At 57.3% G+C, this 21,175-nt stretch carries 24 protein-coding genes; 8 read left to right on the top strand and 16 right to left on the bottom strand.

Annotation, left to right across the window (positions count from 1 at the left end):
* Nucleotides 1-196 precede the first annotated feature (196 nt).
* Complete coding sequence (gene sucD, locus V7680_RS11165) at nucleotides 197-1,087, bottom strand: succinate--CoA ligase subunit alpha (RefSeq protein WP_335653353.1); 891 nt, start codon at nucleotides 1,085-1,087, stop codon at nucleotides 197-199.
* A gap of 98 nt (nucleotides 1,088-1,185) precedes the next feature.
* Nucleotides 1,186-2,148: a malate dehydrogenase gene (mdh, locus tag V7680_RS11160; RefSeq protein WP_335653352.1), complete on the bottom strand. Its 963-nt coding sequence runs from the start codon at nucleotides 2,146-2,148 to the stop codon at nucleotides 1,186-1,188.
* A gap of 313 nt (nucleotides 2,149-2,461) precedes the next feature.
* On the opposite strand from mdh, the gene V7680_RS11155 reads away from it, so the two are divergent.
* Both V7680_RS11155 and V7680_RS11150 read left to right on the top strand, forming a co-directional pair.
* Entirely contained in the window at nucleotides 2,462-3,556 is a 1,095-nt protein-coding gene (locus tag V7680_RS11155) for a hypothetical protein (RefSeq protein WP_335653351.1), read from the top strand.
* Nucleotides 3,553-4,593, top strand: coding sequence for a phosphotransferase (locus V7680_RS11150; RefSeq protein WP_335653350.1), 1,041 nt, complete (start codon nucleotides 3,553-3,555; stop codon nucleotides 4,591-4,593). Before V7680_RS11155 ends, V7680_RS11150 begins: the two co-directional genes overlap by 4 nt.
* Here the strand turns inward: V7680_RS11150 and zapE are convergent.
* The 5 genes from zapE to V7680_RS11125 form a co-directional block, all read right to left on the bottom strand.
* Nucleotides 4,590-5,705, bottom strand: a complete 1,116-nt coding sequence (gene zapE / locus V7680_RS11145; RefSeq protein ID WP_335653349.1) for a cell division protein ZapE — start codon at nucleotides 5,703-5,705, stop codon at nucleotides 4,590-4,592. The two genes, V7680_RS11150 and zapE, sit on opposite strands and share 4 nt — an antisense overlap.
* Nucleotides 5,702-6,196: a PaaI family thioesterase gene (locus tag V7680_RS11140; RefSeq protein ID WP_335653348.1), complete on the bottom strand. Its 495-nt coding sequence runs from the start codon at nucleotides 6,194-6,196 to the stop codon at nucleotides 5,702-5,704. The genes zapE and V7680_RS11140 overlap by 4 nt, the downstream gene beginning before the upstream one ends.
* Nucleotides 6,197-6,214: 18 nt before the next feature.
* Entirely contained in the window at nucleotides 6,215-6,997 is a 783-nt protein-coding gene (locus V7680_RS11135; RefSeq protein WP_335653347.1) for a succinate dehydrogenase iron-sulfur subunit, read from the bottom strand.
* A 104-nt stretch (nucleotides 6,998-7,101) separates the two neighbouring features.
* Nucleotides 7,102-7,986, bottom strand: a complete 885-nt coding sequence (locus tag V7680_RS11130) for an alpha/beta hydrolase (protein WP_335653346.1) — start codon at nucleotides 7,984-7,986, stop codon at nucleotides 7,102-7,104.
* Nucleotides 7,987-8,008: 22 nt separating this feature from the next.
* A complete protein-coding gene (locus V7680_RS11125; protein ID WP_335653345.1) occupies nucleotides 8,009-9,244 on the bottom strand; it encodes a threonine synthase in 1,236 nt (411 codons plus the stop codon).
* Between the two features lie 160 nt (nucleotides 9,245-9,404).
* On the opposite strand from V7680_RS11125, the gene V7680_RS11120 reads away from it, so the two are divergent.
* Nucleotides 9,405-10,766 carry a lipopolysaccharide biosynthesis protein gene (locus V7680_RS11120; RefSeq protein WP_335653344.1) on the top strand — a complete coding sequence of 454 codons (1,362 nt, stop codon included), beginning with the start codon at nucleotides 9,405-9,407 and terminating at the stop codon, nucleotides 10,764-10,766.
* Nucleotides 10,767-10,824: 58 nt separating this feature from the next.
* On the opposite strand, the gene rpsI is transcribed toward V7680_RS11120, so the two are convergent.
* From rpsI to V7680_RS11100, 4 genes are all read right to left on the bottom strand, one after another.
* Entirely contained in the window at nucleotides 10,825-11,364 is a 540-nt protein-coding gene (gene rpsI, locus V7680_RS11115; RefSeq protein ID WP_335653343.1) for a 30S ribosomal protein S9, read from the bottom strand.
* A complete protein-coding gene (gene rplM / locus V7680_RS11110) occupies nucleotides 11,364-11,843 on the bottom strand; it encodes a 50S ribosomal protein L13 (protein WP_335653342.1) in 480 nt (159 codons plus the stop codon). The genes rpsI and rplM overlap by 1 nt, the downstream gene beginning before the upstream one ends.
* Before the next feature lie 139 nt (nucleotides 11,844-11,982).
* Nucleotides 11,983-12,315 (bottom strand): divalent-cation tolerance protein CutA, encoded by a 333-nt coding sequence (gene cutA, locus V7680_RS11105; RefSeq protein ID WP_335653341.1) that lies wholly within the window; start codon nucleotides 12,313-12,315, stop codon nucleotides 11,983-11,985.
* Nucleotides 12,312-13,364 carry a COX15/CtaA family protein gene (locus tag V7680_RS11100; RefSeq protein WP_335653340.1) on the bottom strand — a complete coding sequence of 351 codons (1,053 nt, stop codon included), beginning with the start codon at nucleotides 13,362-13,364 and terminating at the stop codon, nucleotides 12,312-12,314. The genes cutA and V7680_RS11100 overlap by 4 nt, the downstream gene beginning before the upstream one ends.
* Before the next feature lie 169 nt (nucleotides 13,365-13,533).
* Between V7680_RS11100 and V7680_RS11095 the strand changes: the two genes are divergently transcribed.
* From V7680_RS11095 to dapD, 5 genes are all read left to right on the top strand, one after another.
* A complete protein-coding gene (locus V7680_RS11095) occupies nucleotides 13,534-13,923 on the top strand; it encodes a MerC domain-containing protein (RefSeq protein WP_335653339.1) in 390 nt (129 codons plus the stop codon).
* Between the two features lie 46 nt (nucleotides 13,924-13,969).
* Nucleotides 13,970-14,428 carry a Fur family transcriptional regulator gene (locus V7680_RS11090; RefSeq protein ID WP_335653338.1) on the top strand — a complete coding sequence of 153 codons (459 nt, stop codon included), beginning with the start codon at nucleotides 13,970-13,972 and terminating at the stop codon, nucleotides 14,426-14,428.
* Nucleotides 14,429-14,525: 97 nt separating this feature from the next.
* A complete protein-coding gene (gene dxs, locus V7680_RS11085; RefSeq protein WP_335653337.1) occupies nucleotides 14,526-16,454 on the top strand; it encodes a 1-deoxy-D-xylulose-5-phosphate synthase in 1,929 nt (642 codons plus the stop codon).
* A 51-nt stretch (nucleotides 16,455-16,505) separates the two neighbouring features.
* Nucleotides 16,506-17,189: a pyrimidine 5'-nucleotidase gene (locus tag V7680_RS11080; RefSeq protein ID WP_335653336.1), complete on the top strand. Its 684-nt coding sequence runs from the start codon at nucleotides 16,506-16,508 to the stop codon at nucleotides 17,187-17,189.
* Nucleotides 17,186-18,022, top strand: coding sequence for a 2,3,4,5-tetrahydropyridine-2,6-dicarboxylate N-succinyltransferase (dapD, locus tag V7680_RS11075; protein ID WP_335653335.1), 837 nt, complete (start codon nucleotides 17,186-17,188; stop codon nucleotides 18,020-18,022). The genes V7680_RS11080 and dapD overlap by 4 nt, the downstream gene beginning before the upstream one ends.
* Before the next feature lie 57 nt (nucleotides 18,023-18,079).
* Here dapD and ruvB read toward each other — a convergent pair whose 3' ends face one another.
* From ruvB to V7680_RS11050, 5 genes are all read right to left on the bottom strand, one after another.
* Nucleotides 18,080-19,111 carry a Holliday junction branch migration DNA helicase RuvB gene (gene ruvB / locus V7680_RS11070; RefSeq protein ID WP_335653334.1) on the bottom strand — a complete coding sequence of 344 codons (1,032 nt, stop codon included), beginning with the start codon at nucleotides 19,109-19,111 and terminating at the stop codon, nucleotides 18,080-18,082.
* Entirely contained in the window at nucleotides 19,108-19,680 is a 573-nt protein-coding gene (locus V7680_RS11065; protein ID WP_335653333.1) for a hypothetical protein, read from the bottom strand. The genes ruvB and V7680_RS11065 overlap by 4 nt, the downstream gene beginning before the upstream one ends.
* On the bottom strand, nucleotides 19,677-20,282 hold the full coding sequence (gene ruvA, locus V7680_RS11060) for a Holliday junction branch migration protein RuvA (RefSeq protein ID WP_335653332.1): 606 nt from the start codon (nucleotides 20,280-20,282) through the stop codon (nucleotides 19,677-19,679). The genes V7680_RS11065 and ruvA overlap by 4 nt, the downstream gene beginning before the upstream one ends.
* A gap of 121 nt (nucleotides 20,283-20,403) precedes the next feature.
* On the bottom strand, nucleotides 20,404-20,874 hold the full coding sequence (gene ruvC / locus V7680_RS11055; protein ID WP_335653331.1) for a crossover junction endodeoxyribonuclease RuvC: 471 nt from the start codon (nucleotides 20,872-20,874) through the stop codon (nucleotides 20,404-20,406).
* Nucleotide 20,875: 1 nt separating this feature from the next.
* The coding region (locus tag V7680_RS11050) for a DUF3147 family protein (RefSeq protein ID WP_335653330.1) at nucleotides 20,876-21,175 on the bottom strand (300 nt) is incomplete at its 5' end.

The following is a 21,175-nucleotide window of genomic DNA, read 5'->3' as shown; positions in this document are numbered from 1 at the left end:
GAGGCCTTGATCTCGATCGCCATTTGGGTCGGATCGAGCGCACTATTCAGTTCATCGGCATCATCGATCGGCCAATGCTTGCGCTGCCAGCTAGGGCCTGCTTCTTTTTCGGATTGGAGAAACTCTTGACCTTCAAAACCCATGATCATTTCCTTGGGGGAGGGTGGCCCTCTGCTTGCGCAGAGGGCCCAGTAATCTAGACCAGCTCTTTCAGCATCGCATCAAGCGTCGTGCCCAGTTCGCTCGGCGAAGGTGACACGCGGATACCCGCTGCTTCCATCGCAGCGATCTTGTCTTCCGCGCCGCCCTTGCCGCCGGAAACAATTGCGCCAGCATGGCCCATGCGGCGACCCGGAGGAGCCGTGAGGCCGGCGATGAAACCAACAGTCGGTTTCGAACGGCCCTTCTTCGCTTCGTCAGCCAGGAATTGCGCCGCTTCTTCTTCCGCGCTGCCGCCGATTTCGCCGATCATGATGATCGACTTGGTTTCGTCGTCGGCAAGGAACAATTCCAGCACGTCGATGAAGTTGGTGCCGTTGACCGGATCACCGCCAATGCCGACCGCCGTGGTCTGGCCGAGGCCAACCGCTGTGGTCTGGTGCACGGCTTCATATGTCAGCGTACCGGAGCGCGAGACCACGCCGACCGAGCCCTTCATGAAGATGCTGCCGGGCATGATGCCTATCTTGCATTCGCCCGGGGTCAAGACGCCGGGGCAGTTAGGACCGATCAGGCGCGACTTGCTGCCTTGCAACGCGCGCTTGACGCGAACCATGTCGAGAACGGGAACGCCCTCGGTAATCGCAACGATCAGTTCGATCTCGGCGTCAATCGCTTCGAGGATCGAGTCAGCCGCAAATGGCGGTGGAACATAAACAACAGAAGCGGTCGCGCCGGTTGCCTCTTTCGCTTCGGCCACAGTGTTATAGTTGGGCAGACCGATATGGGTCGTGCCGCCCTTGCCCGGCGTCACGCCCGCAACCATCTGCGTGCCATAAGCCAAAGCCTGTTCCGTGTGGAACGTACCGGTATTACCGGTCATGCCCTGGGTGATGACCTTGGTATTCTTGTCGATTAGGATGCTCATAAAACTACTTTCTCGTCATTCCAGCTAAAGCTGGAATTTTTCCCAGCGCGCCGCGTTGTAGCAAAAGATTCCGGCTTTCGCCGGGATCATATTTGCCCTTAGGCCAGTGAGCTATCCAATGCCTTACAAGCTGCCAGCAATTCCTTCACCGCGTCGACCGACACGTTGAAATTGCCCTGTGCTTCTTCGCTCAGTTCGATTTCGATGATCTTCTCGACGCCGTTTTTGCCGATGATGACCGGTACGCCGACATAAAGATCGTCAACGCCATATTGGCCAGTCAGATGGGCCGCGGCAGGAAGCACGCGGCGCTTATCTTTCAGGAAGCTTTCCGCCATCATGATCGCGCTGGTTGCCGGCGCATAATAAGCCGAGCCATTGCCGAGCAGACCAACAATTTCGCCGCCGCCCTTGCGTGTGCGGTCAACGATCGCGTCGATTTTATCCTGTGTGGTCCAGCCCATCTTGATCAGATCGGGGATCGGGATACCGGCGACTGTCGAATAGGCGGGAACCGGAACCATCGTATCGCCGTGGCCGCCGAGAACGAAGGCGGTTACATCTTCGACCGAGACGTTGAATTCGTCAGCAAGGAAATGACGGAAGCGGGCGCTGTCCAAAACGCCTGCCATGCCGACCACCATGTTGTGCGGCAGTCCGGAAAATTCGCGCAAGGCCCAGACCATCGCGTCGAGCGGGTTGGTGATGCAGATAACAAAAGCATCCGGTGCGTTGGCGGCAATGCCTTCGCCGACCGCCTTCATCACTTTCAGGTTGATGCCGATCAGGTCATCGCGGCTCATGCCGGGCTTGCGCGCGATACCTGCGGTCACGATGATCACATCAGAGCCGGCGATATCGGCATAATCATTGGTGCCCTTGAGATTGGAGTCGAACCCGTCGACCGGAGCTGCCTGGCTGAGGTCGAGCGCTTTACCGGCTGGCATGCCTTCGGCAATATCAAACAGGACGACATCGCCCATTTCCTTGGAAGCTGCGAGGTGGGCGAGCGTGCCGCCGATCATGCCTGCGCCGATCAGCGCAATCTTGTTACGGGCCATGTGGGAAATTCTCCTGATAGAATAGAGTCAAAAAGGATATTAACGACCGGATTAGGCCCCTATTAAGACAAATTCAACCGCATATAGCACCATTTTACTCTCTATCTTTGCAATTGGTTCGCAATAGCAATAATGAAGCTATCGTCTCGTCATCCTGAACCTGTTTCAGGACCTTCAACGGCGTTCCCTCTCCCGAGGTCCTGAAACAAGTTCAGGATGACGGTGAAACGGAAAACATGCTTCCAAATCTTCCAATCTTTTGCGTTGCAAAGTGAAATTGAAATGGCATTGTGGGATTCTTGGGAGAGAATTTATGCTGACAAAAGGCGATGACTATCCGCTGCACCAGACGCCGGAACCAATGGCGCTATCGGGCGGAAACCGTAACTTCTACGACCGTTATTTCTTCAATGGCTATTCGCCCGACGGCAATATCTTCTTCGCCGCCGCGCTCGGTGTCTACCCCCAGCTCGACATCATGGACGCCGCCTTTTGTGTCTCGATTGACGGCAAGCAACATAATCTGCGCGCTTCGAAGAGAATGTCCAGCGAGCGGCTCGACCTGACCGTCGGACCGATCACCATCACGATTGTCGAACCGCTGCAGCAGCTTCGCCTGACGGTGGCTGGCAATGACAGCGCGATCACCGCCGACATCATCTTCACCGCCCGCCACCAGCCGATCGAGGAACCCCGCTTCATCCGCCGCGACGGCCCGCGTTTGATGATGGACTATACCAGAATGACCCAGAACGGCGACTGGTCAGGCACGATCACCGTCGATGGTCAGGACCTAGATATCGGCAATTGCCGTGGTACCCGCGACCGCAGCTGGGGCATCAGGCCGATTGGCGCCTCGGAGTCACAGCCACCGCCAGCCCGTGCTTTGCCGCAATTCTGGTGGCTCTGGACACCGCTAAACTTTGATCAGCATGCCTGCTTCTTTCACAGCAATGATGACGGCGAAGGCGAACCGTGGAATCGTCGCGGCGTAGTGGATGCGATAACAAGCGCAGCAACCGAGTTCGAACCCAAGGCTATCGATCTCAGCTATCACAGCGGCTCCCGCAGGATCAAACAGGTCCAGCTCGAAACCGGCAACGGATCTCTATCGATCACCCCGAGAACAGGCGATGCCGCTCGGACATTCTATATGTCCGGCCTCGGCTATCTCCATCCGGTCTGGGGCCACGGGATGGATCATGGCGATCTCGAGGTCGGGCATGATGTCATCACCCTGGATCCCGCTCCCGCGATAGACATGACCACCATCCATATCCAGGCGCTCAGCGATACAATGCTCACCGTTGATGGCACGGAATATTATGGAATCGGCGTGGTCGAGCAACTGTTCATCGGCCCCCACGCGACCAGCGGCCTCACCGGCCTGATGGACCCCGCAGCATGAGCGGCCGCTTCCCCGTGCGACCGGAAGAATTCGAAACCGCATTTGTCGAGCAAGTGTTCGGCGCGGTTTCCGGGTCACTCACATCCCTTACCCACGAACCGGTCGGCACCGGCCAGGTCTGCGACAGCTATCGCTTCACCTGTGACTGGACGGACGGCAGCCATCCTGCGACGTTCATCGCCAAATGTCCCAGCGCCGATCCGGTGAGCCGGGGTGCCGCCGCGATCTTCCATCTCTATGATATGGAGGTCGGCTGGTATCGGGATGTAGCGGACCATTGCAACGCGCTCTGCCCCAAATCCTATCACGCTGACATTGCCGAAAATGAGCAGGAATTTGTGCTGCTGCTCGAAGACATGGCGCCCGCGTCGCAGGGTGATCAATTGGCCGGAGCATCGCTGCTTCAGGTAGAATCATCGCTGGCCGAAGCAGCTGCGCTTCACAGTTTCAAGCCGGCCGCCGGTTTTGAAAATCTGCCATGGCTCCATCATGGCGAGGGCAATGCCCAGTTTCTGGAGAATAGTCTGTCCGCCGGTTACCCGCTGTTTCGCGAAAGATTCTCGGCTTTGCTGTCACCAGATATACTGGACCTCGGCCAGCAGTTGGTCGACCGGATCGGCAGCTATATCGCCCATCCCCCAAAGCAGCAGGCGATCACCCACGGCGATATGCGGCTCGACAATATTTTGTTTCACGATGATGGCCGGATAGCAGCTCTGGTCGACTGGCAAACCTGCTCGCTTGGCAATCCGGCCAATGACGTTGCCTATCTGATCGGAACCAGCTTTGCCGATCCGGCGATCCGGCGCGATCATGAAGAAAGCCTGGTCCGGGCCTATCTTGCTCTCCGATTCGATGGGCCTGATTTTGATCAATTCTGGACCGACTACCGCCGCCACGCCTTTTCCGGATTCATCATGGCGATCAACGCGTCGCTCCACGTCCAGCAAACCGATCGCGGCGACCGGATGTTCGCCGCGATGGCAGAAAGGCCGGCTCAAATGGCAATCGATCTGGACAGTTTAAGCCTGCTCTAGACGGCGGCTCCATGTCCCAACGCAAGATAATCATCCGATTGCATTTCAATCAATCGAGATGCAGTCCGTTCAAATTCAAAACTGCCGTCTCCAGCCGGGTATAGCGCATCGGGTTCCGCATCGGCGCTGGCCAACAGCTTCACTCGATATTCGTAGAGCGCGTCGATCAGCGTCACAAAGCGCGCAGCCTCGTTGCGATTGTCCTTGGAGAGCACCGGTATCCCGACGATGATGACACTGTGATAATGGCGCGCGATCGCAAGATAATCCTGAGCCCCGCGCGCTTCCGCGCATAGCCGTTTGAACGAGAATACCCCGACTCCCTTGAGAGACTTCGGCACGGTCAGCATCCGGCCGCCCTGCACCTCTATCTCCGCCGACGGCACATGTTCGCGATCCTCCGGCGGATAGTCAGTCAGGCGGAAAAAGGCTTCGCTAAGCGCCTTTGTTGCGGCTTCGCCATTGGGCACATGCCAGAGATCGACATCGCCCAGACGCTCGCGCCGGTAATCGGTGGGTCCGTTGAGCGAAACTACATCAAGCCTCGTTTTGAGCAGTTCGATAAACGGCAGAAAATGCTCGCGGTTGAGACCATCCTTATACAGATCGTCGGGCGGCCGATTGGACGTGGTGACGATCGTCACCCCCGCCTCGACCAGCCCGGTAAACAGTCGCGACATGATCATCGCATCGGCGCTATTGTTGACCACCATCTCGTCAAAAGCGAGGAATCGTGCCTCGCTGGCCAAAGCCTTCGCCACCGGGATCACCGGATCGCCTAGCTCTTTCTTGCGTTCGACATTGAGTCGAGCGTGAACGTCGAGCATGAACTCATGAAAATGGGCGCGTTTCTTCCGGCGGATGTCGAGATTATTGTAGAATAGGTCCATCAGCATAGACTTGCCGCGTCCGACCCCGCCCCACATGTAAATGCCCTTGGGCGAAGCAGGTTTCTTGCCAAAGGCGCGCCACAAGATGCTGCCCCGAGGCGGCACGGCTTCCAGTTCCTTCTGCAACCGGGCGAGCTGTTTGGCACAATGATCCTGATCGGCATCATGCTTGAGTTCGCCTTGCGCTATCAGCGCCTGATAGCGCTGATAGAATGCGCTCATTGCGAATCTGTTTTCTGGCGGGGAGCTTTTTTCACGATTGCGGTGAAGGAAGCCATATTGTCCTGGCCATCCTCGCCCTGCACAACCAGCCCGCGCATGAACAGGAAACGCCCGGTTTCGCGGGTGATCTCTACTTGCGCTTCGAGCGGCTCAGTCATTCGTGCCGCACCGATAAAATGGGTCTGCAATTCCAGGGTCACGGCAAAGCCGGATGGTCCCAGCTCGAGCACCCGCATCGCTGCAAACAGCGAACAATCGATAAAACCCATCATCGTTCCACCATGGACAACATCGCCAAGATTGCGGTGCCGTCTTTCGGGGAACATCCGGATGCGAGCGATATCATCGCCTAGCCCATTGCCGCCACGCCGGACGATCAATTTTCCGAGAAAGCTATTGAAGCAATCCGGATCGTTCAGCACCCATGTGCTCCAACCCGGATAGTCAGGATCGGGATCGCTGATGTCGAAATTACGCTCCGCTTCAGTCATGAACAGCCTTCCAGCGGTTCAAACTGCGCGCGCGGCGGTCATCTTCTTGATCTCGGCAATTGCCTTAGCCGGGGACAGGCCCTTGGGACAGGCGTTTGCACAGTTCATGATCGTGTGGCAGCGATAGAGCCGGAACGGATCTTCCAGTTCGTCGAGCCGCTCACCGGTCATTTCATCACGGCTGTCAGCGAGCCAGCGATAGGCCTGCAACAGGATGGCGGGGCCAAGAAACTTGTCGCTGTTCCACCAATAGCTCGGGCAGCTGGTCTGGCAACAGGCGCAGAGAATGCACTCATAGAGCCCATCCAGTTTGCCCCGGTCTTCTGGCGACTGCAGCCGCTCCTTGCCCGATGGCGTCGGCGTGACGGTTTTGAGCCACGGCTCGATCGAGGCATATTGCGCATAGAAATGGGTGAAGTCGGGAACCAGATCCTTGATCACCTCCATATGCGGCAGTGGGGTGATGGTGACCTTGTTTCCGCAATCTTCGATCGCGGTGGTGCAGGCCAGCCCATTTTTGCCGTTGATATTCATCGCGCAGGACCCGCAAATGCCTTCACGGCAAGAGCGGCGGAAGGTCAGAGTCGCGTCCTGCTCTGACTTCATCTTGATCAGCGCGTCGAGCACCATCGGCCCGCATTCGTCGGTATCAATTTCAAACGTGTCGTAGCGCGGATTCTCGCCCTTGTCAGGGTCATAGCGATAGACTTTGAACGGCCGTTTCTTTCCGCCGGTCAGCGCCTGATGCAACTCGCCCGTCTTGCGAATCTTGCTATTCTTGGGGAGCGTGAAAGTGGCCATGTCTATCGGATTCCCTTGTTCTGCGGATCGGCATAACCAAAAAATGCCACTATCTCAACCGTTTTGCACTGCAAAAACTGCGCCACGGCTTTCAAATCATGCAATCACTTGTGGCGCTCAAAAAAGGCTACCATGTCATCGAGCACCGGCGCCTTGTGGCGAAACGGCTTGGCCAGTGCCATCATGATCTCGAGATGATCAATATCGGGATATTCGACATATTCGGCATCGCCTCCCGCCTCGAGGATTTTGTCGCGCAGAATCTTGCTGTTGCGGGGCTTGACCTGAGTGTCATTATTACCGCTGGACAGCCACAAAGGCGGCGCATCGGGCCGAACAAAATTGACGGGCTGGGTCATCTCGGGTGTATGAAATTCGCCAAAGCTCTGCTTCGTGGTTTCAGAATCAAACGGGTAGAAATCATAGGGTCCGGCCAGCGCTGCCACACCCCGGATCAGATCCGGCGACTTGCCTTCGCGCCCCAGCCATTGCCGGTCGAGCGCAAGCATCATCACATTATAAGCGCCCGCGGATTGACCGGAGAGGAATATCCGCCCGCTATCGCCGCCATGTTCGCCAATATTGTCATGAACCCAGGCAAGCGCCTTGGCGCTGTCTTCAAGAAAGCCGGGAAAACGAGTTTTGGGGAACAGCCGGTAATCCGGCAGAACCACAATATACCCACGACTGGCCAGCGCTCTGCCGGTGAAAGCATAATGATCCTTGGCGCCGTCTCGCCAGCCGCCGCCGTAGATGAAGACGATAACCGGAAGCCGTTCGGTCGTGGCGTTTTTCGGGGTCCAGATATTGAGTCCCAGACCCAGCTCCTGATCGTAGATCTGGTTCTCGACCAACAGCTTCGCATTGCTGTCGCCGGGCATGATATTATTGGCAAGATCGAGCTGTTTCGGTCCTGGTTGCGAGAAAAACCACCAGCCGAGCCCGGCGCAGGCCAGCAGCAATACAGAGATTATGACAAGCCATTTCATGTGCTAAGCCTTAACCAGCCGATCAGGCGCTGGCAATGGCGCTCCAGTCGATCGGGTGATGCCGGTCCAACGCAGCATCGGCAGCGGGCATGGGATATTTGAGACCATTGCCGCAATTAAACAGTATTGCGCGATCAGACTTGCTGATGAGACCATCCTCCAGCGCTTTCAGATAGGCAGCAGCGGTAGCCGCGCCCTCGGGGCAGAGCAACAACCCATCGTCCTGCCCGATCCTTTGCTGCGCCGCGATGATAGCTTCATCCTCGACCGCTATCGCGAAACCACCGGATTCGCGCACCGCCTGCAATATCAGAAAGTCGCCAATCGCCACCGGAACGCGGATACCAGCGGCTACCGTATGTGCATTTTCCCACAATGGCGCGTGATCCAGTCCTTTCTCCCAAGCATCGACAATCGGCGCGCACCCGGTAGCCTGCACCGCGACCATCCGCGGCCTGCGGGATCCGATGAATCCGATCGCTTCAAGTTCGTTAAAGGCCTTCCACATGCCGATCAGCCCGGTGCCACCGCCGGTCGGATAGAAAATCACATCCGGCATTTCCCAGCCCAGCTGTTCGACCAGCTCCAGTCCCATCGTCTTCTTGCCTTCGATCCGGTAGGGCTCTTTCAGGGTCGAGAGATTGAACCAGCCCATTTCTGCTTCGCCATCGGCAACAATCTTGCCGCAGTCATTGATCAGGCCGTTCACCCGCCAGACCTTGCCGCCTTGCAGGGCAATCTCGCGAACATTTACCTCGGGCGTGTCATCGGGACAGAAGACAAAGGCTTCCATACCGGCGCGCCGGGCATAAGCGGCCATAGCGGCCCCGGCATTGCCGTTGGTTGGCATGGCGAGTCGTTTCAGCCCTAGTTCCTTGGCCATCGAAACCGCCATGACCAGACCGCGCGCCTTGAAGGAGCCGGTTGGCAAACGACCTTCATCTTTGACGATCACATTGGAGCCGAGGGAAGTGTCGAGAGCGATTAGAGGCGTCATATCCTCGCCCAGCGAGACAATATTGGCGGCGCTGGCGACGGGTAAAAGTTCGCGGTAGCGCCAGAGATCCGCAGGCCTGCTCGCGAGCTTTTCCTTGGTCAGTTGCGCGGCCACCGCGTCTAGATCATAACGAACCAAAATCGGTGCGCCCGCAGGCGACAGGTTATGCACGGTGCCGGAAGGCAAATGGTCTCCGGTTTTGGAACATTCCAGATGGGTGACGAAATGTGCGATGTCAGCGGTGCGGTTATCTTGGATCATCCTGCCTTGCTAGCACCAGCCGTCCGGCAAGCCACCCCAAAATTCCCAATATTCATTCCTCGAGACTGTCGCAGCAGCCGTTTCGGGAATCGACCTGAGAAGAGAGTGATAGAAAAAGCTGGATTATGCGATAAAGAGAGGCTCATCCGCCCGATAATATATGGGAAAAGTTGAAACTGTGCCGCGCAATTTGCTAACCAAATGGTCCCGCAGCGAGGATTCTCTCGTCCGCGTATTTCGCAACAGCAGCTGGCTGTTTTCCGCCAAAGGGGTCGGCGCGATACTGAGCATCTTCTATCTCGCCATATTGACCCGGACGCTGGGCGTTGCTGGCTTTGGCGAATTCATGGTGATTGTCGGCGCGGTTCAGGTGCTCGCCGCGATATTGAAACTTCAGACCTGGCAGGCGGTTGTGCAGTTTGGCGTGCCTTATCTGCTGGCCGGTCAGGAACGGAAGTTCCGAAAACTATCGTGGCAGAGTTTCTGGATCGAATTGCTCGGCGGCATCGCTGCCTGCGCTGCCTTGTGGCTGATGCTGCCCTTTGGCGCATCGCAATTCAACTGGTCCGGTCCGGTTGTGCAAGCGATCATGGGCTATGGCGTGATCATATTTCTGTCGGTCCGCTCGACGCCGATCGGCATTTTGCGTGCGCAGGACCGCTATCGTGGCAATGCCTTTGGTGATGCCATCATTCCCATCGTCCGTTTCGTCGGCGCGTTGGTGCTGTTTCTGACCCTACCGTCGATGACCGGATTTCTAATTGTCTGGGGGCTGTCGGAATTTATCAGCTTCGTGGTGATGTGGGTGATGGTGTGGCGCCGCGGTGACACAACACCGCTGCCCGTCTTGACCGTGGCCGCCGAACCGCCGGGCCGAAAGGAATTTCTGGCATTTCTGCTGTTCACCAATCTCGCCTATCTGGTCAATGTTGTGCGCGAGCGACTGGTGGTCGTCATTGTCGGCTTTTTCGTCGGACCGGCGGCAGCCGGCCTGTTCCGACTGGCCGACCAGATCGCCAATAGCCTCAACCGCCTCTCGGAAGTTTTTGCGCGGCCGCTGTTTGCGGAACTGTCGCGACTGTTTGCCATCGGCCAGTCACGGGAATTGCGCGGATTGTTCTGGCGATCGCTGCGGGTCTCGGCGATCAGCGGCGCGGTGCTGTTCCTTGGATTGCTGTTGCTGGGCAAATATATGATTGCCCTCATATCCGGCCCCGAATATCTCGCCGCTTTCCCGATATTGCTGCTGCTCGGTGCTGCGACGATTATCAGTCTTGCCGGGCTCGGACTGGAGCCCATGCTTCAGGCAGCCGGGCGCGCGCGCAACGCGCTTGTCGCCCGGGTCGCCGGACTGGTCGCGCTTGGCGGGCTACTGGTGGTTTTTCTGCCAACCTTCGGAACAATCGGCGCTGCGTGGGTGATGCTGATCTCGGCGATACTGACTACTGTCATCCTGTTCGTCTCGAGCAGAGCTGCGATTATCCAACCCCGGGCGCGGACGCAAAAACCTCGCACTCCATAAAATTGGTAAAAAAAAGGCGACCCGCAGGCCGCCTTTTCGAATTTCAATTTGGTATCGCTTAACGCTTGGAGAACTGGAAGCTCTTACGCGCTTTTGCCTTACCATATTTCTTACGTTCAACCTTACGGCTATCACGGGTAAGAAAGCCTTCGGCTTTGACAGCTGACCGCAGAGCTGGCTCATATTTGGTCAATGCTTGCGAGATGCCGTGCTTGACCGCGCCAGCCTGTCCCGAAAGTCCGCCACCTTTGACGGTCACGTCAACATCATATTGACCTTCGCGCTCGGTGATTGCGAAAACCTGATTGAGAACCAGACGCAGGGTCGGGCGTGCAAAATAGGTTTCCTGATCGCGGCCATTGACCGTAATCTTGCCTTTGCCAGGCTTGAGCCATACGCGGGCAACCGCGTCTTTACGACGACCGGTCGCATAAGCACGTCCGAATTTGTCCAGCTCTTGCTCGCGCAAAGGCATGGTCGAAACGGGTGGCTCAACAACTACAGCTTCTGCTTCAGCGTCTGCAGCAACAGGTGCATCAACCACGGCCGGGCCAGCGATATCTTTTAGATCAGCGAGATCGGTTTTTACGTCAGACATTATGAGCCCACCTTATTCTTACGGTTCATCGAAGCGACGTCGAGCGCCACCGGGTTCTGGCCGTTATACGGATGCTCAGTACCAGCAAAGACGTGCAACGCACGCATCTGGGCGAAACCAAGCGGGCCTTTAGGAATCATCCGCTCGACAGCTTTTTCAATGATACGCTCGGGGAAACGACCTTCGAGGATCTTTTCCGCGGTGGTACCGCTGATGCCGCCGGGATAGCCGGAGTGCTTGTAATAGGTTTTCTGTTTGGTCTTGTTGCCGGTGAACTTCACCTTTTCAGCGTTGATCACGATGACGTGATCGCCGCAATCAACATGCGGGGTGTAGGTTGGCTTGTGCTTGCCACGCAGGATGTTGGCAATGATTGACGAAACCCGGCCAACGACCAGATCTGTGGCATCAACGATATGCCAATTTTTTACGACATCAGCAGGCTTCGCCGACTGGGTCTGTTTGGTGATACCCTTCATGGGGTTTGCTCCTTCTGGGAGAATGATTTGATTTAGAAATAATAAAAGCCGGACGCGATGATCCGGCCGACTGCGGCGCTATTGGCGTTGTTTTTACGGCAAGTCAAGCAAAAGCAGGGCTTTGCCAGCGGGTATAATATTACCTAGGAGGTTTTATCAACTGGCCTAGCAGCCATTTTTCATAGCCCGGATTCGAAGCCTCGACCTGCCAGTGGAGAACCGCAGGCGTGTCAAAACTATGCAGACCCAATAAGCGCTCCCCGGCCGGTTTTACCAGTTCCGGTGCGGTTTTGAACAGTACCGGAAACTCGCGGTCCTCGTGGAACTTCCCCTGATATTCATATTGCGACAATATCGCTGGAAAGTGATTGGCGCAGGCGATCAGCTTTTCCAGCAATAATGTCTTCGCCACATCTCGCGCTTCCTCCTCGGACCCGAAGGTCGAATAGATTAGCGATAGTGAACCGGTCACCGTGATTCGCGGCCGATCAGATGGACGCCCCATATCGTCGAAGCGACGACCAGCGCACCGACCGCCTGGTGAAGTACCGCAAGATGGATATCGATACCGGTCATCACGGTTGCGATCCCCAACAACATCTGGGTACCGAAAGCGATGTGGATCGCGACTGAAGCCCTGCGATCAATGAGTCGCACCTTCCGCGCCAGTATGACCAGAAAGCCCACCGCTACCCAGGCCCACCAGCGGTGGATGAAATGCACCAGATAGGGATCATTATTGAGCGCTGCCCAGATGCCGCTATCCCAGCCGACTCCACCAGGGAAAAAATAATCGTTCATCAGCGGCCATGTGTTGGATACATAGCCGGCATTCAATCCCGCCGTATAAGCACCGAACAGCAATTGAATGAATAGAACTGCCACCACCGACAAGCCGAGGCCCGTCATCCGCGCCGGCCTTGTATTGCCCGAGGCCAATTGGCGCAGGTCGAGCGCAGTCCAGACCAGACCACCGAGGATGAACAGCGCGGTGAGCAAATGCACCGCCAACCGGAAATGACTGACATCCGTCCGTTCACTCAGACCCGAGCTCACCATCCACCAGCCAATCGTACCTTGTAATCCGCCCAATGCGAGCAGAGCCAGCAACCGCCAGCCATAGCCGGACGGTATCGCCCGCTTGATCGCGAACCAGAGCAGCGGCAGCGCAAAAGCCAATCCGATCACCCGGCCGAGCAGACGGTGAACCCATTCCCAGAAATAGATGAATTTGAAATCCGCAAGCGTCATGCCGGCCGGACCGCTAATTTCGAGATATTCGGGAATCTGCTTATATTTTGCGAATTCCGACAACCAGTCCGCTTCGCTGAGCGGCGGCAGCGCTCCGGTCACCGGCTTCCACTCGGTTATCGACAATCCCGATTCGGTCAGCCGCGTGATGCCGCCAACCACGACCATGATGAATACCAGAAATGCGACCGAATAGAGCCAGTTGGCGATGGCTATCGGGCGAGTGGTTGCGATATTTTCGGGCTGTTTCAAGGTGCTCTGATCCGTCATTGGTCGCTATTTGGGATCAAAACCAGGGCCTGACAACCGGAAACGGCGACCCCAGCTACAAAAAGCCCGAAAATTCAAAAATGTTATGTTGTATCTTAACACGTTTTTCCTTATATCCGTCCTACGCAATCAACAAGTGAGACAGTGAGTCGTGTTTACGGCAGCAAAATTGTGGAACAAAGATGGTCTTTTGATCAGGGATGGCCTGTGGGATCGTCTGGCCGTGCTGGTGTCCGGCCTCTGCCTTGTCCACTGCGTCTCGACCATCGCTATTGTTGCCATCCTCTCCTCGGCGGGCGGCATGCTGCTCGATCCGCTGGTTCATGAAATCGGGCTTGGTATCGCAATCGCGCTTGGCCTGTTTACTCTCGGCCGCGGTGTTCTGGACCACGGCTATATGATGCCAGCAGCAATAGGCGGCTTAGGCCTGGGCATGATGATCGGAGCAATCTCCCTGGGTCACGAGAATGGCCATAACGGAGCAGAAGTTCTCTACACCATGCTCGGCGTGGGTGTTCTTGCGTTGGCACATGATCTAAACTACCGCGCCACCCATTAAACTGCACCCCATTGCCCTTCCGGCGAAACATCCCTAAATTATCCCTATGGGAAAACATGATCATCATGAGCATCACGGCGATTCTCTAGCAGATGCCGCGCGTGCCAATCTGGAAAAGTCCGGCGAGAAATGGACCGATACAAGGGCCGCAATTTTTGACGCGCTGGCGGGTTTCTCCCGCCCGGCCTCCGCATATGATATAGCCGAGCTAGTTTCTACCGCACGGGGCAAACGCGTCGCTCCGAATAGCGTGTACCGAATTCTCGACCTGTTCGTGACGAACAATCTAGCGATGCGGGTCGAAAGCGCCAATGCTTATCTGGCCAACAGCCATCCCGGCTGCGCGCATGATTGCATATTCCTTGTCTGCGACACCTGCGGCGAGGCCACGCATATCGACGACGACCCTCTGTCCCAGCAAGTACGCACGGTCGCGAAAAGTCAGGGATTTAACTCCATCCGCCCGGTGATCGAGGTGCGCGGCATTTGCCAGAAATGCAGCTAATAGATCTCGTCTATCAGCAAAGGTTCACAGACAGTCTGCTGAAAGTTCGACAGACCACCGCGATGCCGTTAAAGCTGGGACCAATCAGGGAGTGAATATGCCAGTTTCGAATACACCATTGCTGGATGATGTCTCCTATCCAGCAGATTTGCGTAAGTTAAAGCCCAATCAACTCCGTCAATTCGCCGACGAGCTGCGCGCCGAAGTGATCGACACGGTGTCGACCACCGGCGGCCATTTGGGCGCCGGTCTGGGCGTGGTCGAGCTGACCACTGCGATCCATTATGTTTTCAACACGCCGGAAGACCGGTTGATCTGGGATGTCGGCCATCAATGCTATCCGCACAAGATCATCACCGGTCGCCGCGACCGCATCCGTACCCTGCGACAAGGTGGTGGCCTCTCAGGCTTCACCAAACGGTCGGAAAGCGAATATGATCCCTTTGGCGCGGCGCATAGTTCGACGTCGATCAGCGCTGCGCTCGGCTTTGCGATTGCCAACAAGTTAAACAACAAGCCCGGCCGCGGCATTGCGGTCATCGGCGACGGTGCGATGAGCGCCGGCATGGCATATGAAGCGATGAACAATGCCGAAGCGGCGGGCAACCGGCTGGTTGTCATCCTCAACGACAATGACATGTCGATCGCACCGCCTGTCGGTGGGCTTTCGGCCTATCTGGCCCGGATCGTATCTTCCCGCGAATTTCTGGGCGTCCGCCAGCTGGCACGGCGTATCGCCCGCAAGCTGCCCAAGGGCCTCTACGATGCGGCGCGCAAGACCGACGAATATGCCCGCGGCATGACCATGGGCGGGACCTTGTTCGAGGAACTGGGTTTCTATTATGTCGGCCCGATCGACGGCCACAATCTCGAGCATCTGATCCCGGTCCTCGAAAATGTCCGCGATGCCGGAGAAGGCCCCTGCCTAATCCATGTCGTCACCGAAAAGGGCAAAGGCTATAAATTCGCCGAAGAAGCCGCTGACAAATATCATGGCGTCGCCCAGTTTGACGTGGTTTCCGGCAAGCAAAACAAGGGGCCGGGTGGCGGACCGCCTGCCTATCAAAATGTTTTCGGCGAGACCCTCGCCAAGCTGGCCGACAGCGACCCGCGTATCTGCGCGATTACCGCAGCCATGCCTTCGGGCACCGGCGTTGACAGATTTGCCAAGGCCCATCCCGACAAGGCTTTTGATGTCGGCATTGCCGAGCAACATGGCGTAACCTTTGCTGCCGGCCTCGCCGCTCAGGGCATGCGGCCTTTTTGCGCGATCTATTCGACCTTCCTGCAACGCGCTTATGACCAGGTCGTCCATGATGTGGCGATCCAGAATCTCCCCGTTCGTTTTGCGATCGACCGGGCCGGACTAGTCGGCGCCGATGGCAGCACCCACGCCGGCTCATTCGATGTCACCTATCTGGCGACATTGCCCAATTTCGTCGTCATGGCCGCGGCCGATGAGGCCGAGCTGGCGCATATGACATATACGGCGGCGGAATATGACGACGGGCCGATTGCCTTTCGTTATCCGCGGGGCAATGGCACCGGCGTTCCGATCCCGGATGTTCTAGAAAAGCTGGAAATCGGCAAGGGCCGGATCGTCAAACAAGGCACCAAGGTCGCGATCCTCTCGCTCGGCGCACGCCTCGAAGAAGCCAAGAAGGCAGCAGAGCGGCTCGAGGCCAAAGGGCTCAGCACCACCGTCGCCGACCTCCGCTTCGCCAAACCACTGGATGAAGAACTGATCCGCAAATTGCTAACCACGCATGAAGTCGCGGTCACGGTCGAGGAAGCCTCGGTCGGCGGCTTGGGCGCACATGTTTTGACCTATGCTTCGGACAACGGCCTGACCGATGCGGGACTGAAAATCCGCACCATGCGGCTGCCCGATATTTTCCAGGATCAGGACAAGCCGGACGTACAATATGCCGAAGCCGGGCTGGATGCCGATGGCATTGTCGACACGGTGCTCAAGGCGCTGCGTCACAACAGCACCAATGTCGAGGATGCGGGAGCGCGGGCCTAACCTAATATTGCCGCTTGTGATTGTCGGGAACGATCTTTAGGCGATTGCGCCATGCCACCGGAACTATCTCATATAGATCACTGGATTTTTGATCTCGACAATGTGCTTTATCCGGCATCCTGTGATCTGTTCGCGCTAATCGATGTCAAAATGGGCGAATATATCGCCCGGGCGCTGGATTGTGATCTGGTCGAGGCCCGGAAAATCCAGAAGGGCTTTTTCCACGACCATGGCACCACGCTGGCCGGCTTGATGCACCATCATGGCACCGACCCTGCCGACTTCCTCGATTTCGTCCATGATATTGATATGGATCGCCTGTCGCCTGCGCCTCTGGTGCGCGCTGCGATTGCCGCTTTGCCGGGCGAGAAGCTGGTCTTCACCAATGCCGACCGGCCTTATGCCGACCGGGTGTTGAAAAAGCGCGGGCTGGATGACCTGTTTCATCAGATGCACGATATCCTCGATACCGGCCTCATCCCCAAGCCCCAGACCGCCGCCTATCACAGCATGATCGCCGCGACCGGGATCGACCCGGCCCGCGCTCTGTTTGTCGAAGATACGGCGCGCAATTTGCGTCCAGCCAAGATATTGGGCATGACCACCGTATGGATCAACACCGGCGCCGAATGGGCTGGCCGGGAACATGATCCTGACTATATTGACCACGAAATTACCGATCTGGAAAGCTGGGTGACCGGCCTCCACCATGTGAAGGAAGAAATTTTATCATGACCGCAGCATTGCAGACTGTAATCGACGCCGCCTGGGACAAGCGCGAATCCTTGAGCCTGACCTCGCAGGGACCAGAGCGCGATGCGGTCAATCAGGCCCTTGCCATGCTCGACAACGGCACCGCGCGGGTCGCCGAGAAAAAAGACGGCGCATGGGTGGTCAACCAGTGGCTGAAGAAAGCGGTGCTGCTTTCCTTCCGGCTCAATGACAATATGCTGATCGAAGGCCCCGGCGGCGCCAATCACTGGGACAAGGTTCCGAGCAAGTTTTCCGGCTGGGGCGAGAACCGGTTCCGCGAGGCGGGTTTCCGCTCGGTGCCCGGCTCGGTCGTCCGTCAGGGCGCGTTTATCGGTAAAGGTGTCGTTCTGATGCCAAGCTTTGTCAACATCGGCGCTTTTGTCGATGAAGGATCGATGATCGACGGCTGGGCAACGGTCGGCAGCTGCGCGCAAATCGGTAAGAATGTCCATATCTCAGGCGGAGCCGGCATTGGCGGCGTGCTGGAACCCTTGCAGGCCGATCCGGTGATCATCGAGGACGGCGCCTTCATCGGCGCCCGTGCCGAAGTCGCTGAAGGCGTCCGCGTCGGCGAAGGCGCGGTGCTTTCCATGGGTGTCTATCTCGGCGCCTCGACCAAGATTGTCGACCGGGTCACCGGCAAGATCTGGATCGGCGAAGTGCCGCCTTATTCGGTCGTAGTGCCAGGCACAATGCCACCGAGAGTGAATATCGACGGCGTGCCAGGGCCATCGCTCTATTGCGCCGTGATCGTCAAGACCGTCGATGCGCAAACCCGGTCCAAAACCGGTATCAATGAATTGCTACGCGACTGATCGCAACGCGGGTAGATTTATCAAGAATTCCCTCTCCCCTTCAGGGAGAGGGCAGGCTCAATCAAACAGCTCGCCGCCTACTTCTTTCCCCGCAGGTGGCGTCAGCCCGAGATGCTGCCACCCGCGATCATTGAGCGTCCGGCCTCGCGCTGTCCGCGCGATCAGGCCGAGCTGAATCAGATAAGGCTCGATCACCTCTTCCACCGTGTCCCGCGGTTCTGACAGACCTGCCGCCAGCGTTTCCACACCAACCGGACCGCCTTTATAGACGTCCGCAATCATGAAGAGATAACGCCGGTCCATCGCGTCGAGGCCGATGCTGTCGACTTCCAGCCGGGTTAGAGATGCGTCGGCAATTTCTCGGTCGACCAGTCTCGTGCCCGCGACATTGGCAAAATCCCGCACCCGGCGGAGCAGGCGCCCGGCGATCCGCGGCGTACCCCGTGCGCGACGGGCCACTTCGGTGGCACCATCGGGCGCAATATCGAGATCCAGCAGTCGCGCAGCGCGATGAACGACCTTTTCCAGTTCCTCGGTGGTATAGAAATTGAGCCGTACCGGTATGCCGAAACGGTCGCGCAAAGGCGTGGTCAGCAGTCCCTGGCGCGTGGTCGCCCCGATCAGGGTGAAGGCAGGCAGATCAATCCGCACGCTGCGCGCCGACGGGCCTTCGCCGATAATCAGATCAAGCGCGCGGTCTTCCATCGCCGGATATAGCACTTCCTCGACCACCGGATTGAGCCGGTGAATCTCGTCGATAAACAGAACATCGCCTTCTTCGAGATTGGTCAGCAGCGCTGCAAGATCGCCGGACTTGGCGATGACGGGCCCCGAAGTAGCGCGAAAGCCAACGCCCAGTTCGCGTGCAATAATTTGCGCCAGCGTGGTCTTGCCCAATCCGGGAGGGCCAAAGAACAACACATGATCGAGCGCCTCGCTACGCCCCTTGGCCGCCTCGATAAACACTCGCAAATTGCCGCGCGCCGCTTCCTGCCCGATAAATTCGTCGAGCGTCTTCGGGCGCAGGGCCGCGTCGATGTCTTCCGGCTTTCGGTCGGGTGATTGAAGGCGGTCTTCAGGATCGTTCATTCTTTATCGCCATTCTCAAAAATAATCTCAACTTCTCGAGCAATAGGCGTCGGCATTACAGTGGTTGGTGTCGGTCTTCCAACTGGTGGAAGCTCAGCCAACACATCATCTTTGTTATCAGCAAAGGTCGAAAAACGTATTGCTCCATTACCAGGTTGAGTGTCTCCAAATTTTATTTCCAGTATGGACAAGCGATCAGAACGCCACAGATCAATCTCGCTATTCCATTCTCGCCACGAAACATTGGGCGGAAATTCATGACCATAACACTGCAATATTCTGCGCGGGAGCATAGATTGAAATTCGAATGATACATTTCCATTTACCAGCCAACTGCAAAGATCCTTAGCCACTTCGTCTCCGGAATTTGAGCAGTCGAATCCCCAATCAACCAACCAGACCCCGCGCCATTGCAGCTCTATCCAACGGCGGCCTTCGGGGTTTTCAGTTCCATCAAAAACCGTGCTTTCAAATATAGCGATTTTCTTGCAGATATCGTCTGCTGCGTGCGCAGCGGATGATCCCATCAATGCTAGGCCCATAACAACAAAATTTAGTTTCCGCTTCACCGCGCCGCCTTCTTCAGCGCCAGCCTGACCAACGCATCCAGCGTCGCGCCATCGCCGGCTTCGGCATCTGCTGCCGCCACCGCCGCGCTGGCTTCTGCCGGTTTGAAGCCCAGATTCTGCAGCGCGCTGACCGCATCGGCGCTGTTGCTCGAGGGCGCGTGGACCACGCCGCCGGCGCCGACAACCGGATCGGTAACAATGCCGCCGACCTTGTCTTTCAGCTCATTGACGATCCGCAGCGCCAGTTTCGGACCAACCCCGTTTGCCCGCGTGACCATTGCCTTGTCGCCCGTCGCCACGGCCCGCGAAATCTCGCCCGGTTCCAGCGCCGACAGGATCGCCAGCGCCACCTTGCCGCCGACACCCTGCACCGAGATCAGCAAGCGGAACCAGTCGCGCTCCGAGCCGCTGGCAAAGCCCATCAGGCGCATGTCGGTCTCGCTGACCTGCATTTCGGTATAGATGGTCGCCCCATCGCCCTTGCCGCCAATCGCACCGATGGTCCGAGACGAGCAGAAAACCAGATAGCCGACGCCCTGCACGTCGAGCACGATATTATCGGTGCCGATTTCGTCGATGGTGCCGGTGAGTTTTGCGATCATATCTGTGTATTAATGCAAGGGCGGCACAAGTCCAGTTCCGTTCGTGCTGAGCTTGTCGAAGTACGAATTTGCACGCTTCAAGGTCCTTCGACAGGCTCAGGACGAACGGCGCTTTACCAGCCTATCTCTTCCGGTGATGCGCGTGGGTGATCGCCACGGCCAGCGCATCGGCGGCATCGGCACCGGCCAGCTTTACCCCGGGCAGCAGGATCTTCAGCATCGCCTGCACCTGTTCCTTGTCGGCGTTGCCGACGCCGACCACGGATTTCTTCACCGTCCGCGCCGAATATTCGCCGACTTCGATTCCCGTCCGGGAAGCACCAAGCAGCACCACGCCGCGCGCCTGACCCAGTTTCAGCGTGCTCTGCGGGTTGCTGTTGACATAGACTTCCTCGACCGCCGCGCCATCCGGCTTATATTCGAGCAGCAGATCAGTCAGTTCGAGGTCAAGCTTCAGCAAGCGGCTGGCCAAGGACATTTTGGTGTCGGTCTTGATCTGGCCGTTGGCGATGTGGGACAGGCGATTGCCGTCGGCCACGATCACACCCCAGCCGGTGGTACCGAGACCCGGATCAAGGCCGAGAATGATCATATTAAATCGGTAGCCCCATGCGGCGACCGACAAAAGCCATGATCAGATAGAGACTGAGCGTAAGCAGGCATCCCGCTGCCAGCGACAGCCAGAAGCCGACACCATTGCGCAGCATCACCGGAATCAGGAGGAACATTGGAAGAGATGGAAGCACATACCAGAAGGTCGCTTCGGCATGGAGCGCCATATTTTCCGCGTCAGGGCGGGCATACCAGAGGAAGATCATGCCCAATATCGAAATCAGCGGCAGCGAGGCGACGAGCGCCCCGAAGCTGGGCTGGCGCTGCGCTATGGTTGCCAC

The organism is Parasphingorhabdus sp. (assembly GCF_036963705.1).
Lineage (GTDB): Bacteria > Pseudomonadota > Alphaproteobacteria > Sphingomonadales > Sphingomonadaceae > Parasphingorhabdus.
Note: the sequence above shows the minus strand (reverse complement) of the source record. Positions and strands in the feature narration are given on the sequence as shown.